Source organism: Dactylosporangium sp. NPDC005555, assembly GCF_040605635.1.
In the GTDB taxonomy this organism is placed as follows: Bacteria; Actinomycetota; Actinomycetes; order Mycobacteriales; family Micromonosporaceae; genus Dactylosporangium.
This window is the reverse complement of sequence record NZ_JBEXDG010000013.1, coordinates 144595-167680: the sequence shown is the minus strand read 5'-3', so window position 1 is coordinate 167680 and position 23086 is coordinate 144595. Positions and strand designations below refer to the sequence as shown.

Genomic DNA, 23086 nt, shown 5'->3' with positions numbered 1-23086 from the left:
ATCTTGGAGGACGCGCGAATGGACCCTCTCGCCTTCCTGGCCGGTGCGGCCGTGGCGGCCGGAGCGTGCGCGGCGTGGGTCTCCCACCGCCGGGTGGTCCAGCTGCAACGGCAGCTCACCGCGGAGCGGCACGCCGCCAGCCACGACCCGCTGACGGGTCTGCCCAACCGGCGCGCCTTCTACATGCGCGGCGCGGAGCTCGTCGCCGACCCGCACGCACACCCCCTGGTCGCGGTGGTCCTCGACGTCGACGGGTTCAAGCAGATCAACGACGTCTACGGCCACTCCGCGGGCGACGAGGTCCTCGTCACCATCGGGCACCGCTTCTCCTCGTGCGCGGGCAAGGGCATCGTGGCCAGGCTCGGCGGCGACGAGTTCGCCGGCCTCATCCCCGGCCGCGACGAGGAGCCCGACGTGCAGGCGGCCCAGCTGGCCGACGTGCTCGCGGCGCCGATGCGGCTCGGCGGTCAGGTCGTGTCGGTCAGCACGTCGGTCGGGCTGGTCCCGGTCGGGGCCAGTGCACACCTCGCCGATGCGGTGCACCGGGCCGACGCCGCCATGTATCGCGCGAAGCGTCACACCCAGCGCCACAGCCAGCACCACAGGGCCCACCTGGTGGCGCACCAGCACGTCCTGCACACCTCGCTCCGCCTCGCCAAGCCCGCCCACCCGACATCGGCGACCTGACAAGGACCCCCCGCGATGGACCTCAAAGAGCTCGTCCGCCAGCGCCGCCGCCACCAGCCCCGTCCGAAGGGCTGGCTGGCCGCCAAACTCCACCGGGCCGAGCAGTGCCGCGACTGCCACCAGCCCTGGCCGTGCGACCAGTACGTCGCCGCCCGCAACTCGGTGCTCGTCTACGCCCTGCGACGCCTCGAGCTCGCCCGGCCCGGGAGTCTGGGGTGACGATCGCGCACATCCCGGCCCGGCCGACCTGGCTGTGCACAGGATGTCGCGAGCCGTGGCCGTGCGCGGCGAAACGCGCCCAGCTCGTCGCGGAGCACGGCGACAGCCCCGCCGCGCTGCGCACGATGATGGCGCTGCGGGTCGCCGACGCCGCCGAGGACCTCCGCCAGCTCGGCGCCGACCAGCTCTGGGCCCGGTTCCTGGGCTGGCTGCCGGCCCCCGGTCAGGGTCCCGCGATCCGCTGGGTCGCGAACCCACCGCTCGGCGGGCACCGCAGACCGGCGCCGGTCATGGAGCAGATCGACCCGCGGGGTCCGTTGCGAGCGTCGCCAGCACCGGAAAATGGTCAGACGCGGACGCAGTCCCGCCGGTGGTCAGCACACGGCACGACGTGAAGTCCCCCGCGACGGCCGGCGACGCGAGGATGTAGTCCAGGCGCGAGCGCACGAACTCCTCGCCGCCGAGCGCCGTCGGCACCGTCCAGCCCTCCCCCTCGCCGACCTCGCGGAACACGTCGACCAGCCCGCGGCGGGTCAGCAGCGCCACCGCCCGCGTGTCGACGCCGCCGCGGCCGAACCACCGCCGGTGCCGCCGCTGCACGTCCCGGTGTCCGGTGCCGGGGTCCAGGGAGTTGAGGTCGCCCATCAGCACGACCCGCTCCCGGCGCCGGGCGAACGCGGCCAGCCGGCCGGCCTCGTACAGGCGGATCCTCCCCCAGTAGGGGAACAGGTGCGTGCTGACCAGCGTCAGCGGCCCCGACGACGTCGCCACCTCCACCCAGGCCGCGCCGTGATGGAAGCGGCCCGGCACCGTGCCGCTGCGCAGGACCCGCAGGTGCGGCGCGACGAGCAGGCCGACCGGCTGCCCGGTCCGCGGCGGCGCCACGTGCAGCCGCATCCCCGTCCGCTCCGCCAGGGGAGGATCGCCCCGCAGCTCCTGCACCGCCGCGACGTCGGGTGCCGCGGCATCGACGACCGCGCACACGGCGTCCAGCCTGCCCCGATCGGCGCCGGTCAGGATGTTGTACGTCAGCAGCGTCAACGACATACATTGCCCGGATGGACGTCCACAACGCTCTCCTCAGCTCCCACGACGAGACCATCGGCACCCTCGTCGACCTGATCCGCGTACCCAGTGTGGGCGGCACCCAAGCGGAAGGCGAGATCGTGCGGCACGTCGCCGGCCTGCTCGCCGCGGAAGGCGTCGAGACCGACCTGTGGCAGATCCCGGTCGCCGAGCTCGCCGCCCGCCCCGACTTCCCGGGCATGGAGGTCGAGCGCTCCGAGGCGTGGGGCCTCGTAGCCCGGCTGCCCGGCACCGGCGGCGGGCGCACGCTCATGTTCAACGGGCACCTGGACGTCGTCCCGCCCGGTGACCTGGCCACCTGGTCCGACGACCCGTTCTCCGGACGGATCGAGGACGGTCACGTGTACGGGCGCGGCGCCTGCGACATGAAAGGCGGCTTCGTGTCCGCCCTGTCGGCGCTGCTCGCCCTGCACCGCAGCGGCACGAAGCTGCCCGGGGACCTGCTGCTCGCCGCGGTCGTCGGCGAGGAGGACGGGGGCCTGGGCACCTACGCGACCCTCGACCGCGGCTGGCGCGCCGACGCGTGCGTGATCACCGAGCCGACCGCGCTGGACGTCCTCGCCGCCAACGGCGGGGCGCTCACGTTCCGGCTGCGGGTGCCGGGGCTCGCCGCGCACGCCTGCGCCCGCACCAGCGGCGTCAGCGCCGTCGAGAAGTTCCAGCTGATCTTCCCCGTGCTGCGGGCCCTGGAGGCGTCCCGCAACCGGGTGGTCGACCCCATGATGCGGCGCTGGGACATCGCGTACCCCCTGGAGATCGGCACCGTGCGGGCCGGCGACTGGGCGTCGACGGTCCCCGACCTGCTGGTCGCCGAGGGGCGCTTCGGGGTCGCGCTCGACGAGCCGGTCGACGAGGCCCGGGCCGCGTTCGAGCGGACGGTCGCGGAGGCGTGCGCCGGCGACCCGTGGCTCAAGGAGCACCCGGTGACGGTCGAGTGGTGGGGCGGGCAGTTCGCGTCCGGCCGCTGCCCTTCCGGGACCGACCTCGTCCGGCGGGTCCTGGACGCGCACACCGGCACCCACGGCGGCTCGCAGTTCGCCGCCGAGCCGGCGGTCGTGGGCGCGCCGTACGGCTCCGACCTGCGGCTGCTGACGAACATCGGCGGCATCCCGGCGGTGCAGTACGGACCGGGCGTCGGCTACGGGCACTGCCCCGACGAGAAGGTGTCGATCGCGCAGGTCCACGCGTGCTCGGCCACCCTCGTCAACCTGGCGCTGGCGTTCTGAAACACGAAGAGTTTTCCGAGAGGCATTGACCAAGAGTTGTAAAGACTGTTAACTAATCAGCCAACGGACGCCCGACGCGGAAGAGGCTGGTCGATGCGGATCTCGCGCACGTTGCTGCCGGCCCTGACCGCCGGCGCGGCGGTCCTGCTGATCGCACCCTTGACCGCCTCGGCCGCGGCGGCGTCGCTGACGGCGGCGTTCACCCAGGGTTCGGTGTGGAGCAGTGGGTACGGCGCTGAGTTCGCCGTCACCAACCGTGGCGACGCCGCGGCGAGCGGGTGGGTGGTCGAGTTCGACCTGCCGGCCGGCTCCACCGTGAGCAGCTCATGGGACTCGACGCGGACGAGCGCCGGGCAGCACCACCGCTTCGCCAACGCCTCCTGGAACGGGACCGTCGCCGCCGGAGCGGCGGTCCGCTTCGGGTTCAACGTGAGCGGCACCGGGGTGCCGGCCAACTGCACCGTCAACGGCGCACCGTGCGCGGGCGGACCGGCCCCGTCGCCGTCCTCCCCGTCTTCCCCGCCTTCCCCTCCGCCGTCATCGTCGTCGCCGTCGCCTTCCGTGCCGCCTTCCAACGGGTCCATTGTGGATGTTTCGACGGCCGCGCAGCTCCAGGCGGCCGTGGCGGGGGCGCGGCCCGGCCAGACGATCCGGCTCGCGCCCGGGACCTACGACGGGTCGTTCATCGGCACGACGCCCGGCACCGCCACCGCGCCGATCACCGTCACCGGCCCGCGCACGGCGATCCTGACCAACCCGGCGAGCGCCGGCAGTGGCCCGTCGTGCCCCGTCCCGACGCCCGGCTGGGACCCCGGCTACGGGTTCTGGCTGGCCGGCGCGCCCTACTGGCGGCTGAGCGGGTTCACCGTCGCCGACGCGAAGAAGGGCGTCGTCGTCGACGACTCGCCGCACGTCACGCTCGACAACCTGTACGTGCACCACATCGGCGACGAGGGCGTCCACTTCAGACGGTCCTCATCGGACGGTGTCATCCGCGACTCGACGATCGAGTACACCGGCACCGCGCAGCCCGCGTACGGCGAGGGCGTCTACCTCGGCTCCGCGAACTCGAACTGGGCCTGCCACGGCACCAGTGGCGGCGTCGACCGGTCCGACCGGGTGCAGGTCCTGGACAACCACATCGGCCCGTACGTGGCGGCGGAGCACATCGACGTCAAGGAAGGCACCGTCGACGGGGTCATCCGCGGCAACACGTTCGACGGGCGCGGCATCGCCGGGCAGAACTCCGCCGACTCGTGGGTCGACATGAAAGGTACCGGCTACCTGGTCCAGGGCAACACCGGCACGTTCAGCGCGCCGGGGACCTTCGCCAACGGCTACGAGACGCACAACCCCGTCGCCGGCTCCGGCTGCGGCAACGTGTGGCGGGACAACGTGTCCGACCTCGGCGGGACCGGCCGCTACGCGATCAACGTGACGTCGACGTCGAAGTGCGCGGGCAACCTCAACGTCGTCTACACCTCCAACCGCGTCACCAACGCCACAGGAGGATTGACGAACATCACCCCCACAACCGGGTGACCGATCGGTCGATGGTATATACCGATGAGCTGAATATAGTGATGGGCATGACTGGCGTACCGTTACGTGAACCGACATTCCTCGTGCTGACCGCACTCGCGGCCGAGCCACAGCACGGCTACAGCGTCCTGGAGGACGTGCGGCGCATCTCCGATGATCGCGTCCGCCTCCAGGCCGGCACACTCTACGGCATCCTCGACCGGCTCCGCGTCGACGGGCTCATCGAAGTCGACCGCGAGGAGGTCGTCGCCTCGCGCCTGCGCCGCTACTACCGGCTCACCGCACCCGGGCGGGACCTGCTCAGCGCCGAAACCGACCGGCTGCACCGCAACGCCGCCGCCGCGGACCGGCGCCTCCGGCAACTCCGCCTCACCACCGACGCCGCCTGAGGCCCCTCGGGCGGCGGCAGACCACCTCCCGAATCCCTGTCCGGCGGCGCATCAGCCCGCGCCGCTCCCAGCCGCACCGCTTCACGCCGCACCGTTTCAGATAGCACCCGCAGGCCGCGGCGCCGCAGGACGCACTTCGGACCGCGCCCACGAGGCGGCGGCTCAGGTGCTGCTGATGCGCAACAGCGCCTCCCGGAGCCGGGACAGTTCCTCGGCACCCAGCAGCGCCGCGAAATCACCGTCGACCGCCGCCATCGCCGCCGGCGCGTCGGCGAGGAACGCCGCACCCCGGTCGGTCAGCGCCACGATGACGGCCCGCTGGTCATTCGGGTCCGGACGGCTCGACACGTAGCCCGTCGCCTCCAGCTCCCGCACCAGGCGGCCCATCATCTGCCGGGTCATGCCCGCCTTCGCCGCCAGGTCCGTGATCCGTGTCCCCTCCGGATCCAGGTTCGTGATCACCGGCACATGGCCGAGCCGGATCTCGCCGTGCCCACCCGCCTGCAGCTTCGCCAGCGACGCCGCCTGCGCCCGCCGGTGCGCGTGCAGCAGCAGCCGGCCCAGCGGCAGCGACCGCAGCTCATCGGGCGTGAGATCAGACATACGAAACCCCGTTTACAAAGTACGAAACCTGGTTTAGCGTTTTGGCACGACCTTCAGGGAGGACAACATGAGTATCGTCCGTGCGGCCGACGCGCCGCGATTCGAGCTCGACGGCTCCAAGTTCACGGTGTTCTCGGGCCCCAGCAACGGGTCCCGGCAGGTGTGCGCGTGGCGGCTGACCGTCGCCGCGGGTCACGAGTCGATGCCGCACAGCATCGACCGCGACGAGGTGTTCATGGTGCTGTCGGGGCAGCTGCGGGTCACGCCCGGCGGCGAGGTGCTCGGCGCCGGCGACTCCGTCGTGGTGCCGGCCGGGGAGCCGATCGCGGCGCACAACCCGGGGGCCGAGCCCGCCGAGGTGTTCGTCAGCGTCGCCGCCGGCTTCACCGCCTACCGCGCCGACGGCACGGTCTTCGGCACGCCGCCCTGGGCCGCGTAACGGGCCGGCGTCACTCCCACATGCCGGACGAAGTGCCGGTGCAGGTGGGACTGATCATGGAACCCGGCCTCCGCGGCCACGTCGGCCGGGCGGCGACCGTCCAGCAGCAGGCGGCGGGCCTGTTCGACGCGGCGGCCCACCAGGTACCGGTGCGGCGGCAGACCGAACGTCGCCGTGAACGACCTGACCAGGTGCCCGGGATGGCACCGCAGCAGCGCGCCGGCCTCGGTGAGGGTGATCCCCTCCCGGGTCCGCGCGTCGAGCAGCTCCCGCAGCCCGACCGCCACGCCCTTGTGCCCGCCCTGCCGCCGGGGCACCGCACCGAAGTGCCCCCGCAGCCGGTCCCGGATCAGCGCGAGCCGGCTCTCCGCCTCCAGTTCGTCGCCGGGTGCGTCCAGGGCGAGGTGCAGCTGGTGGATGCGGTGCCGCAGCAGCGGGTCGTCGACGCCGGGCCGGTCGACGGCGGCACCGGCCAGTCCCGCGTCGAGGACCGTCGTGTCGAGATACAGCACCCGCTTGCGGAAGCCGTCGCCGGTCGCCGCCCGGCCGTCGTGCGCGACGTCCGGCGGCAGCAGGGTCACCGACGCCCCGGCCGCACCGCGGTGGTGCCGGTCCAGGTCGAAACGGATCGCGCCCTGGTCGACGATGAGCAGCGTCCAGGCGTCGTGGACGTGCGGCGGGTAGGCGTGGTCCACGAAACGCGCGTGGAACACCTCAGCGATCCCGGGCACCCTGGGCCGCCACGCGGTGACGAGCTCCATGTGCACAACGTACAAGACCGCCCAGGTCAGCACGGGCACGCTGGCCTCATGACGTTCCCCACGAAGATCGCCGTGCTGCTGCGGGACGACCTGGCGACCTGGCAGCGGCTCAACGTGACCGCGTTCGTCGTCAGCGGCATCGCCGGCACCGCGCCGGACCTGCTCGGCGAGGACTACGTCGACGCCGACGGCACCCGGTACCTGCCGATGTTCGGCCAGCCCGTCATGGTGTTCGAGGGCGACGCCGCCGTCCTCGCCGCCGCGCACCGCCGGGCCGTGCAGCACCCGGAACGGTCGGTCGCGTGTGCAACGTTCACGGAGGAGCTCTTCACGACCGGCAACGACGAGGACAACCGGGCCGTAGTCCGGGCCGTGCACCAGGCAGATCTCCGCGTCGTAGGGATGGCCGTGCACGGGCCCCGCAACGCCGTCGACAGAATCCTCAAAGGAGCGCGCCTGCATCGTTAGGCTCCGCCGCCATGGACCTCCACCTTGCCGATGCCGCCGCTGACGGCCTTGCCGCTGCCGACGGCTCTGCCGCTGCCGCCGTCGACGGCCTTGTCGATCGTGTCACGGTGGCGTTCGAAGGGCCGGGTGCCGGCAGCGGGCCGCTGTCGTGGGGGCAGATCGAGAGCTGGAACGCGGTGACGACCCTCGGCCACTGGATGCCGATCGGCGGTGCACTGCCCGTGCGGCCCGGCACGACCGTCGACGACCTCGCCGGCGAGCTGCGCCACCACCTCAGCAGGCACGCGTCGCTGCGGACGCTGCTGCGGATCCCGGCCGGCGGCGGCTTCCCCACACAGGAGGTCCACGCCTCCGGTTCGTCGACGCTGCAGGTGTACGAGTCCGGCGGCGCCGACCCGTCCGAGGTGGCATCGTTGGTGGCCGAACGGTTCCGCCACGCCGAGCTCGACTTCACGGCCGAGTACCCGATCCGGATGGCGGCGGTGCTCCACCACGGTGTGCCGAGCCACGTCGTCGCGCTCATCTCGCACTTCGCCGCCGACGGGGCCGGGGCGCAGGTGATGCTCCGCGACGTCGCCGAGCGGTCCTCGCCGCCGGTCGCCGGGCGGCAGCCCCTCGACCAGGCGCAGTGGCAGCGGTCCCCGGCGGGCCGGCGGCAGAACGACGCGGCGCAGCGGCACTTCGAGTCCATCCTGAGGACGATGCCCGCGGCCCGTTTCCGCAAGCCGCTTGCACCGATGCGGCCACGGTACTGGCGCGGCGTGCTCGACTCGGCGGCCCTGCCCCTCGCGTTGCGGGCGCTGACCGCGCGGACCGGCGCGGACCCGTCGGCGGTGCTGCTCGCCGTGTTCGCCCTCGCCGTGCACGCGACGTGCGGCGTCGACCCCGTCGTCGTCCGGCCCCTGGTGAGCAACCGCTTCCGGCCCGGCTTCGCCGACGTGGTCTGCACCGCCGTGCAGGCAGGCCTGTGCCAGGTGCCGGTCGGCGCCCACGGCGACGCCGCAACGGTGGAAGCACCGGCCGGCGCCGACAGCACGGCGGAAGCGCCGGTCGCCGACGATGACGACGGCAGCAGCAGCGCGGCGGAAGCAGCAGTCGACGGCGACGGCACCGGCGACAGCGGCAGCGGCAGCGGCAGCGCGGCGGAAGCAGCGGCCGGCGTCGGCAGCAGCGACGACGCCGGCAGCGGCGGTGGCGCGGCGGAAGCGCTGGTCGGCGCCTATGGCCGGGCCGGGGCGGCGCGGGTGCCGGGCGGCGCGTTCGAGGAGGTCGTGGCGGCGGCGGGGCGGGCGGCGCGGAGCGCCTACAAGCACGCCTATTTCGACCAGCGGGACCTGTTCCGGCTCATCGACCGGGTCGGCGCCGAACGCGGCGAACACCTGGACATCGGCTGCTTCCTCAACGACCGCCGTGACCCGGCCGCCGACGGCTCCGTGCCGGGGCCCGCGGAGATCCGGGCGGCCCTCCCCCGCACGACGTTCAGCTGGACGGTGCGGCGGGCGGCGCCCGGGTTCGAGCCGATGATCCTCGACGTCGAGGACACCCCGGAAGGGTTGCGCTGCACCGCGCACACCGACACCGCCCACATCTCCCCCGCCGACACGTCGGCGCTGCTGCACCACCTGGAGCGGATCGCGGTCACAGCGTCAGACGCTCGATCCGGCTGAGGCCGAGCAGGGCGGCGTCGTCCAGCGGCGGGATCACCCGCGTCCGGGTGCCGGTCCCGCCGAGGGCGACGTTGTCGGCGGACATGTGCACGTGGACGCCGTCCGGGCGGTAGACGTCGACGTCGTACCAGGCGATGCCGTCGCCGTGGTAGGCCCTGGACCGGAACGTGACCGTGCCGTCCGCCTCCGTCGCCCACTCGCAGGTCGTGGACTCGGTGCCCGCGTCGCAGTCGCGCGCCGCCGGGGGCGCCTCGCGCTCGAGCCGGACGTCGATGCGGCCCGCACCGGCGGCGTCGACGGTGACGATCCCGGCGGTGAACCCCTGCCCACCGGCGGCGAACCGCGCCTCGTCGGCGTGGAACGTGAAGCCCGGCGCGCAGGTCGCCGCGTCGAGCAGGGTCGCGCCGGGCAGCGCCTGCCGCAACGGGCCGTCGAGCGCCATGGTCAGCTGGGACGCCGTCACGAGCCGGAGCCGCCCGGCCGCCTCCTCCGCCTCGGTGCTCGACGGGCCTGTCTTCGGGCCGCCGGGCACGGCGGCGGGCTCGCACACCGCCGGTGCCCGGCCGGCCGGGGCGTTGCCCTGGTGCCGGTCCGCGACGAGCGGCACGGCGGCGACCGCGGCGACCGCCGCCGCCGCGACCGCGGTGAGGAGCCGGGTCCTGGCCCGGTGCCGGTGCGCCCGGCGCACGACGGCGTCGAGGTCGATGCCCGAGGGCGCGGGCGGCGGGTCGAGCCTGCGCAGGGCGTCGGTCAGCTGGTCCATGGTGACTCCTCCTGGACGGTCATGCGCTCCCGCAACGTGTCGAGGGCCCGCGCGGCCTGGCTCTTGACCGTGCCGGCGCTGCACCCCAGTTCCCGGGCCGTCTCCTCGACCGAGAGGTCGCAGCAGTACCGCAGCACGACCACGGCCCGGCGGCGCGGCGGCAGTTCGTCGAGCAGGTCCAGCACCGACAGCCGCTCGTCGACGGCGTCGCTGCCCGCCGCGGCCGGGGGCGGCTCCGGCACGACGCCGATCAAGTGCTCGCGGTGCCAGGGACGGCGCCGCTCGTTGAGCATCGTGCGCACCAGCACGCGCCGGACGTACGCGTCGACGTTGTCCGCCTCCGACACCCGCCGCCAGTGCAGCAGCACCCTGACCAGGGTCGCGGACAGCACGTCGTCGGCGGTGTGCCAGTCGCCGCACAGCAGGTACGCGACCCTGCGCAGCGCCGGCAACCGCCCGGTCACGTACGCGCGGAACCCTTCGACATCCGTTGCCACAACCACCTGACACCGCGGCCGGCGGCCGGGGTTGCCCGCAGTGGGCTATTGCTCCTGAAGTCGCAGGAGCTCGGCGAACTCCTGGTAGCAGGAGTCCGCTCTGGGGAGGATGCCGGCGGCGACCATCGCGGGACCGAGTTCCCGCCGGACCTCGGGGTCGTCACACTCCAGGCCGAACTGGACGACCTCGGCGACGACCTCGGTGGTGCCGGCGCGGAAGACCGTGCCGCTGTCCACCTGGTACAGCCACGCGTCGAACCGCGGCCGCCCGCCGTCCACGACCCGCCACAGCGAGCAGAACCCGCGGAAGCTCGCCTCGTCGTGGTCGTCGCCGGCGAGCCGTGCCTCGGCCTCGATGTCCTCGCCGTCGTACAGCTTCCCGGCCGCCCGCAGCTGCTCCCGCTCGATCGGGCTCAGCCCGCCGGCGTCGTTGATCTCCCGCTCGTCCACGAATCGGCTCGCCACGCCCGACAGCCAAGCGCACCCCGTCGCCTCCGTCAATCGTCCCGGCGCTCGTGGGACCCGGGGCGGACGCCGCGGGTGCCGCGCCGGTGCGGGCGGTCGCGCGGCGGCCGGGGCGTGGCCGTGCGCGGGTCAGACGTCGGCGTCGACGTCCTCCTGCCCGGTGCCGGGGGTGCCGTCGCGGCGCGTCGGGCTCGCGCCGCCTGTTCGGCGCAGGTGCTCGACGTCGTTGAACCGTTCGGGTCGCAACCGTTCGCCGTCGGAGCGCCAGCTGCTGACCGAGCAGTTGCCCAGGGCCGTGGCCCGCGCGATCTCCATCAGGCTCGCCTCGTCGAGGTCTTCCATGAGGTACCGGACGAGCAGGACGAGTGCTTCGTGGCCGAACAGTATGACCCGGCCGCCCGGGTGCGTGCCGCGGAGGTCGCCGAGCAGGGACCGCAGCCGCAGCAGGACGTCGGCCCAGGACTCGCCGCCGGGCGGGCGGTAGTAGAACTTCCCGAGCCGCCGGCGCCTGGCCGCCTCCTCGGGCAGCCGCGCCTCGACGCCGCGGGTGGTGAGCAGGTCGAGGACGCCGAGCTCGCGGTCGCGCAGCCGCTCGTCCAGCACCGCCGGGATGTCCGCGCCGGCCAGGGCGATCTCCGCGGTCTGGCGGGTCCGCAGGTACGGCGAAACGACCGCGACCTGAGGACGATCCCCGCCGGGCAGGTCCGCAAGCCACTGCCCGACGGCCCGCGCCTGCGCCCTGCCCAGGTCGGACAACGGCACGTCGGCGTCGCGTTCGGGGATGGCGATCTCCTCGAGCCCGCCCGCCTCCGCGGCCTGCGCGAGGACGTTGCCGGTCGACTGGCCGTGCCGGACGACGCCGAGCCACTGAAGGTCCGCCATGCCGTGGTCGTACCCGGGCTCCGGCGCCCCGAACCGATTCCGTTCGTTCGATGCGTCTGGCAGGATCGATGCTTCGGTCCTCGGGGGGTTGACGCAGCGATGCTGGCGAATGCGGTGTTCACGGTCGGCGTGGTTCTGGTCGTGGCGGGGGTCGCCGGCTGGATCGTCGCCGGGTTCCTCAACCGCGGCGGGTCAGGGGGCGCGGTCCCGCAGCCGGGCGAGATCTGGTGGGCGACGGTCCCGTATCGCGACGGCGAGGGCGAGAAACGCCGTCCCGCCCTCGTCCTGGGCGGCGACGGCAGGTCGTACACCATCCTGAAGATCACCAGTCAGGACAAGCGTGACCGGCACGACCACCTCGAGATCCCCACTCGCACGTGGGACCGGCGCGCGACGTACAACAGCTTCCTGGACCTTTCGGCCCCGTTCCAGCTGAACCGGCTCGACTTCGCCAACCGCGCGGGTGTCGTGGACCCCGCGACGTGGCAGCGGGTCGCGCGGCAGCACCGGGTCGGGATGCCCGTGCCGGCCGGTCCGCGGTCGTCGCCGGTCCGCGTGCTCAGCACCCTGGCGTTCGTGGCGGGGCTGCTCGCCCTCTGCGCGGGCACCGTCATCCCGTGGGTGGACCGCTTCAGCGACGAGGTGAAGACCGCCGCTGCCGGGGACATGCCGCTGCACGACGCCGGCGTCACCGCGTCCGACCGGGGCGAGTCGGGCCGGGCGTACGACAGCACCCTCAACGGCGTGCACTTCACCGACTCGACCGGCTTCTGGGTCGGCTGCGAGGGCAGACCGTCGGCCGTGACGTTCGCGCTCGACGGGAGGTTCAAGCGCTTCACCGGCACCGCCGGACTCGACGCCGTCGCGCCGAAGGACGTCGTGGTCAAGCTGGTCGTCGAGGTCGACGGCAGGACCGCGGCGACCGTCACGGTGAGCCGGACCGCCTCGGCGCCCGTGGAGCTGGACGTCACGTCGGCCCGGACGCTCACCCTGTCCGCGCTGCGCACGAAGGGCACCTGCGCCAACGCCACCCGCCCGTACGGTGCCGTCGGCGACGCCCTGCTGCGCCAGTAGCCGTCACCCGCTGTTACCCGCCTGCAGCTTCGCTGAAGCTCGCCGCCCCACCGCTTCGCGGCGGGTCCCGCCGGGCTTCTCCACCATGCTCTGGAGTTCCGGGGAACCGGGCCCGTCGAATCGTCCGGGATCGTGGTGGCCGCGCATCGCATCAAGGGGCGTCACGGGGCGTATTCATGGGCCTCGGGGTCTGCGACGCGCCGGGGGCATGGGGTGACATCGCGTGTGAGATCGATGGCGAGCGCTCGATGATCTCCTTGGGGCGCATAGGTTCCGAATTACGCCCGGTGTTCATTCCTGGCGCTGACAACTGTTTCGCCTTGTCCAGGTTCCCGGAAAGCCCTTGCCTGAGCGGGGGACGCGGTCGGACGTCCGGCCACGGGATGCACAGCTGAGTCCTGGACCTACCAGGGGAGCACGTTCTGTTCTCACTTCACCGCCTCGTCGCGGTCGCCATAGTCCTGTCCACCGTCGTCCTGCCGGCACCGGCCGCTGCGGACGCCACTCACACATCAACCGCCGCGGAGATCCCGCAGCAACTCGCCGCACGCACGCCCGTGCTGCGGGCCGACCGGTTCTTCGAGCGGCGGACGCCGCCGATCCGGCGGGTCACCGAGGCCGTCCAGGTCCTCCAGCCCGAGACGAAGGCCCCGGCGCCGAAGACCGCGAAGCCGAAGGCCGCGAAGCCGGCGGTCAAACCGAAACCGAAACAGCCGGCGACCACGCAGACAGCGATGGTGCCCGGATCGGTGAGCGCCGTCATCGCCTACGCGAAGGCGCAGCTCGGCAAGCCCTATGTGTGGGCCGCCGCCGGGCCGAACGGGTTCGACTGCTCGGGGCTGGTCGTGGCCAGCTATGCCCGGGCCGGCATCACACTTCCGCACCAGACCGGCGGCCTGATCGGCCGTGGACGGTCGGTGTCCCGCGCGCAACTACAGCCGGGAGACCTGGTGTTTCCCAGTTCCGGGCACGTCGGCATCTACCTGGGCGACGGCATGATGATCCATGCGCCGCACCCGGGGGATCATGTCCGCATCGGCAAGGTGTACGCGTTCTACGCCGGGCGCCGCATCATCGGCTGACCCGCGCGGCGCACCGGCCGCCGCTGGTGCGACAGTTCGCGCCGGTGCGCCGCGACGAAAGCACCACCGCCGCCCGCTATTTTGCTGATATGTCGGAAATGCCGCAGCCGTACCGGCTGCATCGGCGGGCGGCCACCGCCGACTTCGAGGGCACGGCCGTGCCGGGTCTGCGAGCCGGGTACCTGCACCGCGAGGACGGGGGCCGGGTCGCGTCGGTCGGCACGAGTACGCGGAAATCGAGATCCTGCGCGCCTGGGGCTGGACGGACGAGACGCACTGCGCGTTCGACGCGGTGCGGGCGGCCGACGGCTCCTGGTGCGCGCCGGTCGCCGGCTGTCCGGCCGTCGAGCTGACCCGGACCGGCGACGAGGTCACCGGCCTGCGGCTCGCGGACGGCAGCGGCGGCTGGCTCCTTGCGATGGACACGCGACACGGATACTCTTCTTACATGACTATACAACTGAGATCGCCGAGCTATTTCGTGCTCGCCGCGCTGATGGACGGGGCGCTGCACGGCTACGTCATCATCAAGCGGGTGGAGGCGCTCTCGGACGGGTCGGTGCGGCTGGCCGCCGGCTCGCTCTATGCGGTGCTGGACCGGCTCGCCGAGGCCGGGCTGGTCGAGGTCGTCAGCGAGGAGATCGTCAACGGGCGGGCCCGGCGCTACTACGCGCTCACCGGCGACGGCGGCGACGCCCTACGGGAGGAGGCGGCCCGGCTCGCGGCCGCCGCGAAGGTCGTCACCAACGCGACGGCCCGGCGCCGCGCCATCAGCACGACGGTGAGCCCCGCATGAGCGCGGCCGACCGCACCGGGGACGACACGCGCACCCTCGTCCGCAGGTACGAGATGCTGCTGCACGCCTATCCCGGGCGGTGGCGGGCCGAGCGGGGCGACGAGATGATCGGCACCCTGCTCGACGCCGCCGCACCCGGGCAGCGCAGGCCCAGCGTCCGCGAGTCGGCGAGCATCGTGACGCAGGGCCTGAAGGAGCGGCTCGACCTGCGCCGGCGGCGCACGACCCGCGCGGTGTGGACCGAGGGGCTGTGCATCGGCGCCCTGGTCCTGCTGGGTCAGGCGTTCGCCTCCGTCGCCCTGCGCGTCGTCGAGGACTCCCGCGACTTCCAGGACGCCCAGTTCCTCCACGACGTCGGTGCGAGCCCGTATCTGGTCGCCCACTACGCCGCCCCGCTGCTGCTCGGCATCACCGCCATGGCGGCGCTGGTCACGGGGCGGACGGTCGTCGCGGCCGTCGCGGCCGGCCTGTGGGCGGCCGCGCCCGCGATGTTCGGTCAGCTGCCGTGGCAGATCGTCACCGCCTTCGTGATCCTGGCCGGGCTGAGCGTCGCGGACAGGACACCGCGGCGGCGCACGTCAGCGGTCTGGCTGGCCGTCGTCCCGGCGGTCGCGGTGCTGTGGCTCGGCCACCACCTGCTGGCGGGCACCTACATCAGCCCGGCCGACGTGCTCCTGTATCCGTTCGTGCTGCTGACGGCGGTCACCGCCGGCGTCCTGATCGATCCACGGCTGCCGATCGCCGCGGCCTGCCCCACGATCGTGATCCTGCTCGACGCGACGCTGCACGTGCCCTCGCTGGTCCACGGTGCCACCATCGGTGGTGTGCCACAGGTCCACCTGCGGCCGCAGACCGTGATCCTCGGCGTGATCGCCGTGGGGCTCCTCACGATCGGGCACCTGCGGGCGCGGCGGCTGGCCCGCATCTGATTCACCGGGTCCTATGCTTGCCGGATGAGCGCGGAGCACCATCTGGCGAGGGCCCGGGAGCTGTACGAGCGGAGCGTCTTCGGCGACGACCACGACGCTCTGCTCGACGCCGACCGCGAGCTCGACGCGGTCGAGGCCGGCCTGGCGCTCGCCCGGGGCCGGGTCGTGCACGCCAGGTTCCTGCGGGACCGGGTCGAGGACCCCGCGGAGCTGCCGCTGTTCTCCCGGGCCGCCCAGCTGTTCCAGCAGCTCGGCGACGCCCGCGGCGAGGGCGAGGCGCTGTTCTGGATCGGATGCTTCCACCAGGTGGTCCGCCACGACGACGGCGCGGCGGTGCCCGCACTGCACCGGGCGAGGACCCTCGCGAAGGCCGCGGGTGACCCGCTCACGTTGTCGTACGTGCTGCGCCACCTCGGCATCTCCGCGCACCTCGCGGGAAGGCTCGACGAGGCGCGGGACCTGCTGGCCGAGTCGACGGAGCTCCGGGAGGAGATCGGCCACCAGGCGGGCGTCGCCGCGAACCTCGTCGGTCTCGCCCATGTCGCCGCGGCGCGGGGCCGGCACGACGAGGTGACGGCGCTGCTGGAGCGGGCGGAGCGGCTCGCGGCGGAGCACGGCGCCGCGGCCGTCGCACGCCAGGTCGGTGAGGCACGCCGCGCGCTCGACTACGATCGCGCGTCATGAGCATGATCACGCAGTACGCGCGGTTGCGCGACGGCGACCTGGCCGACCTGCGCGACCTGCTGCGGACCGACCACTTCGCGGCCAACGACCAGATCACCGACCGGCCGCACATCGACATCGACAAGGCGTGGGGCGGCCTGGAGTTCCTGCTCGCGCAGGTCGACGCGCCCGTCGACGTGATCAGCGGCGGCCTGCCGATCACCGACGAGCAGTGGGGCTACGACTCGCCGCGGGTGCTGACCCCCGACGAGGTCGCGACGGCCGCCGCGTTCCTCGACGCGACCCCGTTCGGGTCCCTCGCCGCGCACTACGAGCCGGCGGCGCTGCTCGCCGACGACGTTTACCCGACGATCTGGCACGACCCGAAGTCCCTGGACTATCTGCGGACGTCCTACGAGACCCTCGCGACGTTCTTCCACACCGCCGCGGCCGAGGGCGACAGCGTCCTCATCTGGATGAGCTGAGGCCCCGGCGGCGCCGACGTCGTCGAAGCGGTCAGGCCCGGGCGCGGGCACCGCCGAACCACTTCAGGCGCAGTGCCCGCAGCAGCAGGCCGGGACTGGCCAGGGCGTTCGGGTGGTCCAGCATCGTGGTGACCCTGTTCAGCTTCTGGCTGGTGACGTCGTCGGTCATCGACGCCTTGAGGATGACCTCGCTCGCCCACTTGATGGCCTTGTAGCCGCGGGGCTGGCCACTGGTGATGTGCGGCAGCCCCAGATCGGCGAACGTCGACACCTGCCAGGCGGCGTCGACGACGATCCGGACCCGCTCGAAGTAGCCGCGGGCCGGCTCGGTGGCGAGGTCCGGCCCGGTGCGCAGCCACTCCGACAGGCACGAGGCGTGCAGCGTCGCGGACGTCATGCCCTGGCCGTAGACAGGGTTGAACGAGGCGACCGCGTCACCCGCCGCGATGATGCCCGTGGGCAGCCGGTCGACCTGGTCGAAGTCGCGCCGGCGGCTGTCGGCCTGGTGGTACGTGATGACGTTGCCGATCATCGCGCCGCGCTCGGCGATGTCGCCGAACATCTGCGGGAAGTACTCCCGGCACCGCTTCGCGAAGTCGTCGACGTCGCGGCTGGGCCGGTCGTCGTCATACCCGGCGACCAGCATGATCCAGCGGTCGCCCTCCACCGAGCTGACGCCGCCGATGCGGGCGATGCGGTCCTTCGCCGGGGTGGTCTGCGAGATCGCGATCCAGCAGTCGCTGACCTTCGGGTCCCGCTGGAACAGGGCGGAGGCGTAGTTGAGCTTGATCGGCATGCGCTGCATCGGGGCGCGGGGCCAGCCGCGCTGCTCGAGCCAGTCGTTGAGCGAGCTTGCGCGGCCCATCGCGTCGACCACGAGCTGCGCGTCGATCTCCACGGGCTCCTCGGCGCCGGCCGGGACGTAGCGGGCGCCGACGACGCCGCCACCCTCCTCGGGGGCGAACAGGAGGCCTTCGGCGCGCCCGTACACCATCCGGATCTTCGGATTCTCCAGGACCCGCAGGCGGACCTGGGCCTCCAGGAAGGGGCGGGTGGTGATGAGGATCGGCTTCTCCGGCGGCGGCTCGGTCGTGGTCCGAAGCTCGTCGTTGATGAAGATCTTCGCGTCGGTGCGGCCCTCGTCGGGTGCCCCGGCGGCGACGGCGCGCTCGGTGAAGTCGGGCCACCAGCGGTCCAGCTGCACCTGGCCCGCGGGCAGCAGCGCGTGGACCTGGCTGCCCTGCGGCACGCCGGGGCGCGGGCCGGCGTTCACGTCGGTCTCGTCGCGCTCGACGATGACGACCTCGTCGGCGTGGTCGCTCAGCACCCTGGCCGCCATGAGGCCGGCCATGCTGCCGCCGAGCACCACCGCGCGCCGCATCAGGACCTTCGTGTCCGTCGGCGGGTGGGGCGTGTTGATCTCCGCGAAACGCTGCGCTGCTGTCGCTGCCACCGGCTCTCCCCAAGTCCGAAACCCATCGAGGATCTTACCCAACAAGCGAAGAAGCTTCTCGATCCGCCCGTGAGCTGGGAATTCATCCCCGTGAAACACACGGCGCCACGGAGGCTTCGGGGGTCGTCGCAATCTTGCGAGGATCGCATCGAAGTATTGCGCTGAGATGCTGACTGCTGGCAGGATTCCAGCCCAGAAGCCGACATGAGATGCCAGCACCGCCAACCGCGCCGTGACACGCGTGGGCTGCTCTGTGCCGGTCTGCGGGCCCGCCTGCCCGCTGCCCCGCCAACGCCATGCCCCCGCCCGCCCCGTCGCCAGTGCCCAGTCGTCCCGTCGCACCGCCCGCCGCGCCCGACCGCCATCGGGCCGGCTCAGCAGGCGTGCCCGCGGGACCCAGGACGCCCGACGGGCACACCCGAGGAGTCCACATGGGAGTTTCCCGCCGCTCCGTCATCACCACCGCGCTCGCCGGGACGGCCGCCACCGCCCTGCCCGTCGCGGTGGCCACCACCGCCGCCGAGGCCGCCAGCCCGCCCGGCGACGTCGTCGGCAAGGTCACCGTCGGCTACCAGGGCTGGTTCGCCGCGCCCGGCGACGGCGCCCCGATCAACGGCTGGTGGCACTACAGCCCCAACTGGTCCCTGCCGCCCGCGCCCGGCGCCTGCTCGATCACCTGCTGGCCCGACATGCGCGACTTCACCAAGGGATACCGCACCAACTTCGCCAACCTCGGCAACGGCCAGCCCGCGAACCTGTTCAGCTCCTACGACCAGCAGACCGTCGACACGCACTTCCGCTGGATGCAGCAGAACGGCTGCGACGTCGCCGCCCTGCAGCGCTTCAACCCGTTCGGTGGCGAAGGACCGACCCGCGACGCGATGGCCGCGAAGGTCCGCACCGCGGCGGAGGCGACCGGCCGCAAGTTCTACATCATGTACGACGTCACCTGGTGGCTGAACATGCAGTCGGAGATCAAGACCGACTGGACGACGAAGATGTCGGCGTACACCTCCTCCCCCGCCTACGCGAAGCAGAACGGCAAGCCGGTCGTGTGCATCTGGGGCTTCGGCTTCAACGACGACGGCCGCCCGTTCACACCGGCGCAGTGCCTCGACGTCATCAACTGGTTCAAGAACCAGGGCTGCTACGTGATCGGCGGGGTGCCGACGCACTGGCGGCTCGGCGAGGGTGACTCCCGCGTCGGCTACCTCGACGTGTACCACGCGTTCCACATGATCTCGCCGTGGATGGTCGGCCGGATCAGCGACGACGCCGGCGCCGACTGGTTCTACCAGAACCGGGTCCTGCCGGACCTCGTCGACCTCAACGCGCGCGGCATCGACTACCAGCCGTGCGTCATCCCCGGCGACCTCGCCGCCGGGCACCGGCGCCACGGCGAGCTGATGTGGCGCCAGTTCTACAACCACACCCGCGCCGGCGTGCCGAGCGTCTACATCTCGATGTTCGACGAGTTCAACGAGGGCAACCAGATCGCGAAGACCGCGGAGAGCGCGGCGTGGCAGCCCACCAACTCCGGGATGCGCGCCCTCGACGAGGACGGCACCCCCTGCTCCTCGGACTACTACCTGCGGCTCACCGCCGACGGCGGCCGGATGCTCAAGGGCCAGATCGCGCTGACCGCGACCCGCTTCACGGTGCCGTTCCCGACCGGCCCGGACCAGACCGCGCCGAGCGTCCCCGGCAACCTGCGGGTCACCGGCAGCACCGACACCACGGTCGCGCTCGCCTGGAACGCCTCCACCGACAACGTCGGCGTCGCCGGCTACCGGGTCTCCCGCACCAGCGGCTCCGGCACGGTGGCGGTCGGCACGACCAGCACCCTGGCCTTCACGGTGACCGGTCTGGCGGCCTCCACGGCGTACACCTTCACGGTCGCCGCCTACGACGCGGCCGGCAACACGTCCGGCGCCTCCAACGCCGTCACCGTCACCACCTCGGCACCGCCGAACAACAACACCAATCTGGCCCAGGGCAAGCCGACCTCACAGAGCAGCCAGACCCAGGTGTACGGCAGCGGCAACGCCGTCGACGGCAACACCGGCACCTACTGGGAGAGCGCCAACAACGCGTGGCCGCAGTGGCTGCAGGTCGACCTCGGCGCCGCCACCGCCGCCCGCCGGGTCGTGCTGACCCTGCCGTCGAACTGGGGCACCCGCAGCCAGACCCTGTCGGTCACCGACGGCTCGTCGGGCGCGACGATCGTCGCCTCCCGCAGCTACACCTTCGACCAGAACGCCGCCAACACGGTGACGATCACCCTGCCCACCACCACGAGCGTCCGCTACCTGCGGCTGACCTTCACCGCCAACACCGGCTGGCCCGCCGGCCAGGTCTCGGAGTTCCGCGTCTACACCGGCTGAACAGAAGCCCCCTGACCGACGCCGACGGTCGGGGCCGGGCGGGTGACGACCGGGCGCCGGTCGTCACCCGCCCTCCGGCTCTGACATCGAAAACTGTCCGAGCCACAGCGAGTCCAGCGGCTCGCCGGCCGGCACACCGCGGCCGGACGTCGACCGGTTGGATCGGACGCTCCGGAGCACCCGGTCATGCGGCCTTGAGGTAGCGGCCCATGTGGTACAGCAGGGGCAGACCCTCCTGGTGTGCGCCGACGACCGGTTCGGCCAGGACGATGGCGTGGTCGCCGGCGTGGACGCGGTCGGCGACGCGGCAGACGAGGACGGCGAGTGCGCCGTCGAGGACCGGGACGTCGTGGGCGCCGGTGTGCCAGCGGGTGGGGGTGGCGAAGCGGTCGATGCCGCTGGTGGCGAACTGGCGGGCGAGGTGTTCCTGGGCGTCTGTGAGGATGTGGACCCCGACGTGACCGGCGGCCTCGATCGTCGGCCAGCTCGACGAGCGGCGGTCGAGGCAGAACGACACCAGCGGCGGGTGCAGCGACACGGACGTGAACGACGTGGCGGTGAACCCGGCCGGGCCGGACGGTCCGGGCGCGGTGATCACCACGACGCCGGCGGCGTGCCGGCGCAGCAGCTGGCGGAACAGGTCGGGTTCGATGGCGGTGACGGTCATCGGGGTCCCCCTAAAGCGTCAGTGCGGGTGGACGGTGAGGATCGGGGTGGCGGCGGCGTCGGCGCGCAGGCGTTCGAGCCACTGGACGATGTGCGCGGCGACGGTGCGGTGGGTGGCGTCGTTGAGCACGTCGTGCCGGCCGTCGCGGACGGTGCCGAGCTCCGCGTTCGGCAGGCCCGCGGCGATCCGGTGGGCGGACCCGACGGGGCTGACGGTGTCTGCCTCGCCGTGCAGGACCAGGACCGGCACCGTGACGGGCGCGGGCGCCAGGAGCGCGGGCGCGACCGGCAGGGCCAGAGCCCCGCGCTGGAAGCCGGTGTCGCCGGTGAGCCGGGCCTGATGCGTCGGGCACGCGGTGCGGGCCTCCAGTTCGCTCGCCCAGTCGATGTCGACCTCGTCCTCGGCCGGCACACCGGCGGCGACGACCCCGGCGAACAGCGAAGGGTGGGCGGCGGCGACGGCGAGGGCGTGCAGGGCACCGGTGTCGGACCCCGCCAGCACCACCGGGCCGGTCGCGCCGGTCGCCAGGTCGACCGCTGTCTGCGGGGTGGCGGAGCGCACCGCGTAGCCGTCGGCGGCGATCCGGCGGCCGAACCGGTCGTAGACACCGGCGTGCTCGCCGCGGCCCGGCAGGATCAGCACGGTGCCGCGGACCGCGATCGCGGCCGGCGGGTCCCAGCGGGCGCCGCCGACGATGGGCGCCCCGATCGTCGCGGTCACCGGGCACCCGCCGCGACCGGCTCGGCGTCCTGCGGGAAAGAAGCCACCGAGGCACGGTGGGCGAGTTCCTGGCGGATCAGGGGCAGCAGGTGGCGGCCGTAGTCGATGGCGTCGTCGAGGGGGTCGTAGCCGCGGATGAGGATCGTGGTGACGCCGATGTCGACGTAGTCCAGCAGCGCCTGCGCTACGGTCTCGGGGGTGCCGACGAGCGCGGTGGAGTTGCCGCCCGCGCCGGTCGCCTTCGCCGGGGCCGTCCACAGTGCACGGTCGTGCAGGTCGCCCTTCGCGGCGGCGGCGAGGAGCCGCTGCGAGCCGACGTTCTGCGGTGCGCCGTCGGTGCGCCACGCGCGCTGCGGCCATTTCGCCGCGCCGGAGGTGATCGTGTCGAGGATGCTGTGCGCCCGCTCCCACGCGAGGTCCTCGGTGGCGCCGAGGATCGGGCGGAACGAGACGCTGATGCCGGGCACGTCGGCGCGGCCCGCGGCGGCCGCGGCGGCCCGCACGGACGCGATCTGCTCCGCGGTCTCCTTCAGCGGCTCGCCCCACAGCGCGAACGTGTCCGCGTGCCTGCCGCCGACACGGTACGCCGCCTCCGACGACCCGCCGAAGAACAGCGGGATCCGGTGCGCCGGCTGGACGTGCGCGGCGAAGTCGGCGAAGCGGTAGTAGCGGCCGTCGTAGTCGAACGGCTCCGGCGACGTCCACGCCCGGCGGAGGATCTCCAGGTACTCGTCGGTGCGCGCGTACCGCTCGTCCTTGCTCAGGTAGTCGCCGTCGCGCTGCTGCTCGGCGTCGTTGCCGCCGGTGATCGTGTGCACGGCGACGCGGCCGCCGCTGAGCTGGTCGAGGGTCGCGAACTGCCGCGCGGCGAGGGTCGGCGCGACGAACCCGGGGCGGTGCGCGATGAGCAGGCCGAGCCGCTCGGTGTGGGCGGCGACGTGCGCGGCGACCTGGCCGCCCTCGGGCCAGCCGGAGCCGTAGCCGATGAGGATCCGGTCGAAGCCGGCGTCCTCGTGGGCGCGGGCGAACCGGCGCGTGTACGCCGGGTCGATCACAGGGCCGGTCGGCGCGTGGATCTCCGAGGCGTGCTGGGTGCCGATCATGCCGACGAACTCGACCGTCATGGCGTGTGCTCCTTT

General features: G+C 73.0%; 28 protein-coding genes. 16 read left to right on the top strand and 12 right to left on the bottom strand.

The window, feature by feature from the left end; translation table 11 throughout:
- Positions 1-18 precede the first annotated feature (18 nt).
- The 3 genes from ABZS58_RS17700 to ABZS58_RS17690 are packed head-to-tail and all read left to right on the top strand — an operon-like array spanning position 19 to position 1301.
- Complete coding sequence (locus tag ABZS58_RS17700; RefSeq protein ID WP_354782582.1) at positions 19-687, top strand: GGDEF domain-containing protein; 669 nt, start codon at positions 19-21, stop codon at positions 685-687.
- Between the two features lie 15 nt (positions 688-702).
- Positions 703-906 (top strand): hypothetical protein, encoded by a 204-nt coding sequence (locus ABZS58_RS17695; protein ID WP_354782580.1) that lies wholly within the window; start codon positions 703-705, stop codon positions 904-906.
- Positions 903-1301 carry a hypothetical protein gene (locus ABZS58_RS17690; protein ID WP_354782578.1) on the top strand — a complete coding sequence of 133 codons (399 nt, stop codon included), beginning with the start codon at positions 903-905 and terminating at the stop codon, positions 1299-1301. Before ABZS58_RS17695 ends, ABZS58_RS17690 begins: the two co-directional genes overlap by 4 nt.
- Here ABZS58_RS17690 and ABZS58_RS17685 read toward each other — a convergent pair.
- A complete protein-coding gene (locus tag ABZS58_RS17685; protein ID WP_354782576.1) occupies positions 1195-1947 on the bottom strand; it encodes an endonuclease/exonuclease/phosphatase family protein in 753 nt (250 codons plus the stop codon). The genes ABZS58_RS17690 and ABZS58_RS17685 overlap by 107 nt on opposite strands.
- 17 nt (positions 1948-1964) lie before the next feature.
- Here ABZS58_RS17685 and ABZS58_RS17680 point away from each other — a divergent pair, with 17 nt between their 5' ends.
- The 3 genes from ABZS58_RS17680 (at position 1965) to ABZS58_RS17670 (ending at position 5149) form a co-directional block, all read left to right on the top strand.
- Positions 1965-3218, top strand: coding sequence for an ArgE/DapE family deacylase (locus tag ABZS58_RS17680; RefSeq protein ID WP_354782574.1), 1254 nt, complete (start codon positions 1965-1967; stop codon positions 3216-3218).
- Between the two features lie 93 nt (positions 3219-3311).
- Positions 3312-4760, top strand: coding sequence for a cellulose binding domain-containing protein (locus ABZS58_RS17675; RefSeq protein ID WP_354782572.1), 1449 nt, complete (start codon positions 3312-3314; stop codon positions 4758-4760).
- 47 nt (positions 4761-4807) lie between these two features.
- A complete protein-coding gene (locus ABZS58_RS17670) occupies positions 4808-5149 on the top strand; it encodes a PadR family transcriptional regulator (protein ID WP_354782570.1) in 342 nt (113 codons plus the stop codon).
- Positions 5150-5311: 162 nt separating this feature from the next.
- Here the strand turns inward: ABZS58_RS17670 and ABZS58_RS17665 are convergent, their stop codons facing one another.
- Positions 5312-5752, bottom strand: coding sequence for a MarR family transcriptional regulator (locus ABZS58_RS17665; protein WP_354782568.1), 441 nt, complete (start codon positions 5750-5752; stop codon positions 5312-5314).
- Positions 5753-5819: 67 nt separating this feature from the next.
- Between ABZS58_RS17665 and ABZS58_RS17660 the strand changes: the two genes are divergently transcribed.
- The gene (locus ABZS58_RS17660; protein ID WP_354782566.1) at positions 5820-6191 is read left to right on the top strand and encodes a cupin domain-containing protein; all 372 of its coding nucleotides are present in this window, start codon (positions 5820-5822) and stop codon (positions 6189-6191) included.
- Here ABZS58_RS17660 and ABZS58_RS17655 read toward each other — a convergent pair.
- On the bottom strand, positions 6143-6952 hold the full coding sequence (locus ABZS58_RS17655; protein ID WP_354782564.1) for an AraC family transcriptional regulator: 810 nt from the start codon (positions 6950-6952) through the stop codon (positions 6143-6145). The genes ABZS58_RS17660 and ABZS58_RS17655 overlap by 49 nt on opposite strands.
- A gap of 48 nt (positions 6953-7000) precedes the next feature.
- Between ABZS58_RS17655 and ABZS58_RS17650 the strand changes: the two genes are divergently transcribed.
- Both ABZS58_RS17650 and ABZS58_RS17645 read left to right on the top strand, forming a co-directional pair.
- Positions 7001-7420, top strand: coding sequence for a DUF2000 domain-containing protein (locus ABZS58_RS17650; RefSeq protein WP_354782562.1), 420 nt, complete (start codon positions 7001-7003; stop codon positions 7418-7420).
- 11 nt (positions 7421-7431) lie between these two features.
- The gene (locus tag ABZS58_RS17645; protein WP_354782560.1) at positions 7432-9087 is read left to right on the top strand and encodes a hypothetical protein; all 1656 of its coding nucleotides are present in this window, start codon (positions 7432-7434) and stop codon (positions 9085-9087) included.
- On the opposite strand, the gene ABZS58_RS17640 is transcribed toward ABZS58_RS17645, so the two are convergent.
- The 4 genes from ABZS58_RS17640 to ABZS58_RS17625 all read right to left on the bottom strand — a co-directional run bounded on the left by ABZS58_RS17640 (position 9059) and on the right by ABZS58_RS17625 (position 11694).
- Positions 9059-9850, bottom strand: a complete 792-nt coding sequence (locus ABZS58_RS17640) for a hypothetical protein (RefSeq protein ID WP_354782558.1) — start codon at positions 9848-9850, stop codon at positions 9059-9061. The two genes, ABZS58_RS17645 and ABZS58_RS17640, sit on opposite strands and share 29 nt — an antisense overlap.
- On the bottom strand, positions 9838-10347 hold the full coding sequence (locus tag ABZS58_RS17635; protein ID WP_354782556.1) for a SigE family RNA polymerase sigma factor: 510 nt from the start codon (positions 10345-10347) through the stop codon (positions 9838-9840). Before ABZS58_RS17635 ends, ABZS58_RS17640 begins: the two co-directional genes overlap by 13 nt.
- Positions 10348-10392: 45 nt before the next feature.
- Positions 10393-10812, bottom strand: a complete 420-nt coding sequence (locus tag ABZS58_RS17630) for a hypothetical protein (RefSeq protein ID WP_354782554.1) — start codon at positions 10810-10812, stop codon at positions 10393-10395.
- Between the two features lie 129 nt (positions 10813-10941).
- Entirely contained in the window at positions 10942-11694 is a 753-nt protein-coding gene (locus tag ABZS58_RS17625; protein ID WP_354782552.1) for a histidine phosphatase family protein, read from the bottom strand.
- A gap of 99 nt (positions 11695-11793) precedes the next feature.
- On the opposite strand from ABZS58_RS17625, the gene ABZS58_RS17620 reads away from it, so the two are divergent.
- Positions 11794-12768 (top strand): NPCBM/NEW2 domain-containing protein, encoded by a 975-nt coding sequence (locus tag ABZS58_RS17620; RefSeq protein WP_354782550.1) that lies wholly within the window; start codon positions 11794-11796, stop codon positions 12766-12768.
- 505 nt (positions 12769-13273) lie between these two features.
- Here the strand turns inward: ABZS58_RS17620 and ABZS58_RS17615 are convergent.
- Positions 13274-13531 carry a hypothetical protein gene (locus tag ABZS58_RS17615; RefSeq protein WP_354782548.1) on the bottom strand — a complete coding sequence of 86 codons (258 nt, stop codon included), beginning with the start codon at positions 13529-13531 and terminating at the stop codon, positions 13274-13276.
- Between ABZS58_RS17615 and ABZS58_RS17610 the strand changes: the two genes are divergently transcribed.
- The 5 genes from ABZS58_RS17610 to ABZS58_RS17590 all read left to right on the top strand — a co-directional run bounded on the left by ABZS58_RS17610 (position 13518) and on the right by ABZS58_RS17590 (position 16723).
- Positions 13518-13850: a C40 family peptidase gene (locus tag ABZS58_RS17610; RefSeq protein ID WP_354782546.1), complete on the top strand. Its 333-nt coding sequence runs from the start codon at positions 13518-13520 to the stop codon at positions 13848-13850. The genes ABZS58_RS17615 and ABZS58_RS17610 overlap by 14 nt on opposite strands.
- 292 nt (positions 13851-14142) lie before the next feature.
- On the top strand, positions 14143-14646 hold the full coding sequence (locus ABZS58_RS17605) for a PadR family transcriptional regulator (protein WP_354782544.1): 504 nt from the start codon (positions 14143-14145) through the stop codon (positions 14644-14646).
- Positions 14643-15575 carry a hypothetical protein gene (locus tag ABZS58_RS17600; RefSeq protein WP_354782542.1) on the top strand — a complete coding sequence of 311 codons (933 nt, stop codon included), beginning with the start codon at positions 14643-14645 and terminating at the stop codon, positions 15573-15575. The genes ABZS58_RS17605 and ABZS58_RS17600 overlap by 4 nt, the downstream gene beginning before the upstream one ends.
- Before the next feature lie 24 nt (positions 15576-15599).
- Positions 15600-16259, top strand: a complete 660-nt coding sequence (locus ABZS58_RS17595) for a tetratricopeptide repeat protein (protein ID WP_354782540.1) — start codon at positions 15600-15602, stop codon at positions 16257-16259.
- The gene (locus tag ABZS58_RS17590) at positions 16256-16723 is read left to right on the top strand and encodes a YfbM family protein (protein ID WP_354782538.1); all 468 of its coding nucleotides are present in this window, start codon (positions 16256-16258) and stop codon (positions 16721-16723) included. The genes ABZS58_RS17595 and ABZS58_RS17590 overlap by 4 nt, the downstream gene beginning before the upstream one ends.
- Before the next feature lie 31 nt (positions 16724-16754).
- Here the strand turns inward: ABZS58_RS17590 and ABZS58_RS17585 are convergent, their stop codons facing one another.
- Complete coding sequence (locus ABZS58_RS17585) at positions 16755-18176, bottom strand: FAD-dependent oxidoreductase (protein ID WP_354782536.1); 1422 nt, start codon at positions 18174-18176, stop codon at positions 16755-16757.
- A gap of 431 nt (positions 18177-18607) precedes the next feature.
- Between ABZS58_RS17585 and ABZS58_RS17580 the strand changes: the two genes are divergently transcribed.
- A complete protein-coding gene (locus ABZS58_RS17580; RefSeq protein ID WP_354782534.1) occupies positions 18608-20560 on the top strand; it encodes a discoidin domain-containing protein in 1953 nt (650 codons plus the stop codon).
- Positions 20561-20744: 184 nt separating this feature from the next.
- Here the strand turns inward: ABZS58_RS17580 and ABZS58_RS17575 are convergent, their stop codons facing one another.
- From ABZS58_RS17575 to ABZS58_RS17565, 3 genes are read right to left on the bottom strand one after another with little or no spacing between them, the layout of a single operon-like run.
- Positions 20745-21227, bottom strand: a complete 483-nt coding sequence (locus tag ABZS58_RS17575) for a flavin reductase family protein (RefSeq protein WP_354782532.1) — start codon at positions 21225-21227, stop codon at positions 20745-20747.
- A gap of 18 nt (positions 21228-21245) precedes the next feature.
- A complete protein-coding gene (locus ABZS58_RS17570; RefSeq protein ID WP_354782530.1) occupies positions 21246-21947 on the bottom strand; it encodes an alpha/beta hydrolase in 702 nt (233 codons plus the stop codon).
- Entirely contained in the window at positions 21944-23071 is a 1128-nt protein-coding gene (locus ABZS58_RS17565) for an LLM class flavin-dependent oxidoreductase (RefSeq protein WP_354782528.1), read from the bottom strand. Before ABZS58_RS17565 ends, ABZS58_RS17570 begins: the two co-directional genes overlap by 4 nt.
- Positions 23072-23086: the final 15 nt, after the last annotated feature.

What these genes read in the sequence shown, in the direction of transcription:
- ABZS58_RS17700 (WP_354782582.1), top strand. Translation starts at nt 19, where the DNA reads ATGGACCCTCTCGCCTTCCTGGCCGGTGCGGCCGTGGCGGCCGGAGCG.
- ABZS58_RS17695 (WP_354782580.1), top strand. Translation starts at nt 703, where the DNA reads ATGGACCTCAAAGAGCTCGTCCGCCAGCGCCGCCGCCACCAGCCCCGT.
- ABZS58_RS17680 (WP_354782574.1), top strand. Translation starts at nt 1,965, where the DNA reads ATGGACGTCCACAACGCTCTCCTCAGCTCCCACGACGAGACCATCGGC.
- ABZS58_RS17675 (WP_354782572.1), top strand. Translation starts at nt 3,312, where the DNA reads ATGCGGATCTCGCGCACGTTGCTGCCGGCCCTGACCGCCGGCGCGGCG.
- ABZS58_RS17670 (WP_354782570.1), top strand. Translation starts at nt 4,808, where the DNA reads ATGACTGGCGTACCGTTACGTGAACCGACATTCCTCGTGCTGACCGCA.
- ABZS58_RS17665 (WP_354782568.1), bottom strand. Translation starts at nt 5,752, where the DNA reads ATGTCTGATCTCACGCCCGATGAGCTGCGGTCGCTGCCGCTGGGCCGG.
- ABZS58_RS17660 (WP_354782566.1), top strand. Translation starts at nt 5,820, where the DNA reads ATGAGTATCGTCCGTGCGGCCGACGCGCCGCGATTCGAGCTCGACGGC.
- ABZS58_RS17655 (WP_354782564.1), bottom strand. Translation starts at nt 6,952, where the DNA reads ATGGAGCTCGTCACCGCGTGGCGGCCCAGGGTGCCCGGGATCGCTGAG.
- ABZS58_RS17650 (WP_354782562.1), top strand. Translation starts at nt 7,001, where the DNA reads ATGACGTTCCCCACGAAGATCGCCGTGCTGCTGCGGGACGACCTGGCG.
- ABZS58_RS17645 (WP_354782560.1), top strand. Translation starts at nt 7,432, where the DNA reads ATGGACCTCCACCTTGCCGATGCCGCCGCTGACGGCCTTGCCGCTGCC.
- ABZS58_RS17640 (WP_354782558.1), bottom strand. Translation starts at nt 9,850, where the DNA reads ATGGACCAGCTGACCGACGCCCTGCGCAGGCTCGACCCGCCGCCCGCG.
- ABZS58_RS17625 (WP_354782552.1), bottom strand. Translation starts at nt 11,694, where the DNA reads ATGGCGGACCTTCAGTGGCTCGGCGTCGTCCGGCACGGCCAGTCGACC.
- ABZS58_RS17620 (WP_354782550.1), top strand. Translation starts at nt 11,794, where the DNA reads ATGCTGGCGAATGCGGTGTTCACGGTCGGCGTGGTTCTGGTCGTGGCG.
- ABZS58_RS17615 (WP_354782548.1), bottom strand. Translation starts at nt 13,531, where the DNA reads ATGACGGCGCTCACCGATCCGGGCACCATCGCTGTCTGCGTGGTCGCC.
- ABZS58_RS17600 (WP_354782542.1), top strand. Translation starts at nt 14,643, where the DNA reads ATGAGCGCGGCCGACCGCACCGGGGACGACACGCGCACCCTCGTCCGC.
- ABZS58_RS17595 (WP_354782540.1), top strand. Translation starts at nt 15,600, where the DNA reads ATGAGCGCGGAGCACCATCTGGCGAGGGCCCGGGAGCTGTACGAGCGG.
- ABZS58_RS17590 (WP_354782538.1), top strand. Translation starts at nt 16,256, where the DNA reads ATGAGCATGATCACGCAGTACGCGCGGTTGCGCGACGGCGACCTGGCC.
- ABZS58_RS17580 (WP_354782534.1), top strand. Translation starts at nt 18,608, where the DNA reads ATGGGAGTTTCCCGCCGCTCCGTCATCACCACCGCGCTCGCCGGGACG.
- ABZS58_RS17575 (WP_354782532.1), bottom strand. Translation starts at nt 21,227, where the DNA reads ATGACCGTCACCGCCATCGAACCCGACCTGTTCCGCCAGCTGCTGCGC.
- ABZS58_RS17565 (WP_354782528.1), bottom strand. Translation starts at nt 23,071, where the DNA reads ATGACGGTCGAGTTCGTCGGCATGATCGGCACCCAGCACGCCTCGGAG.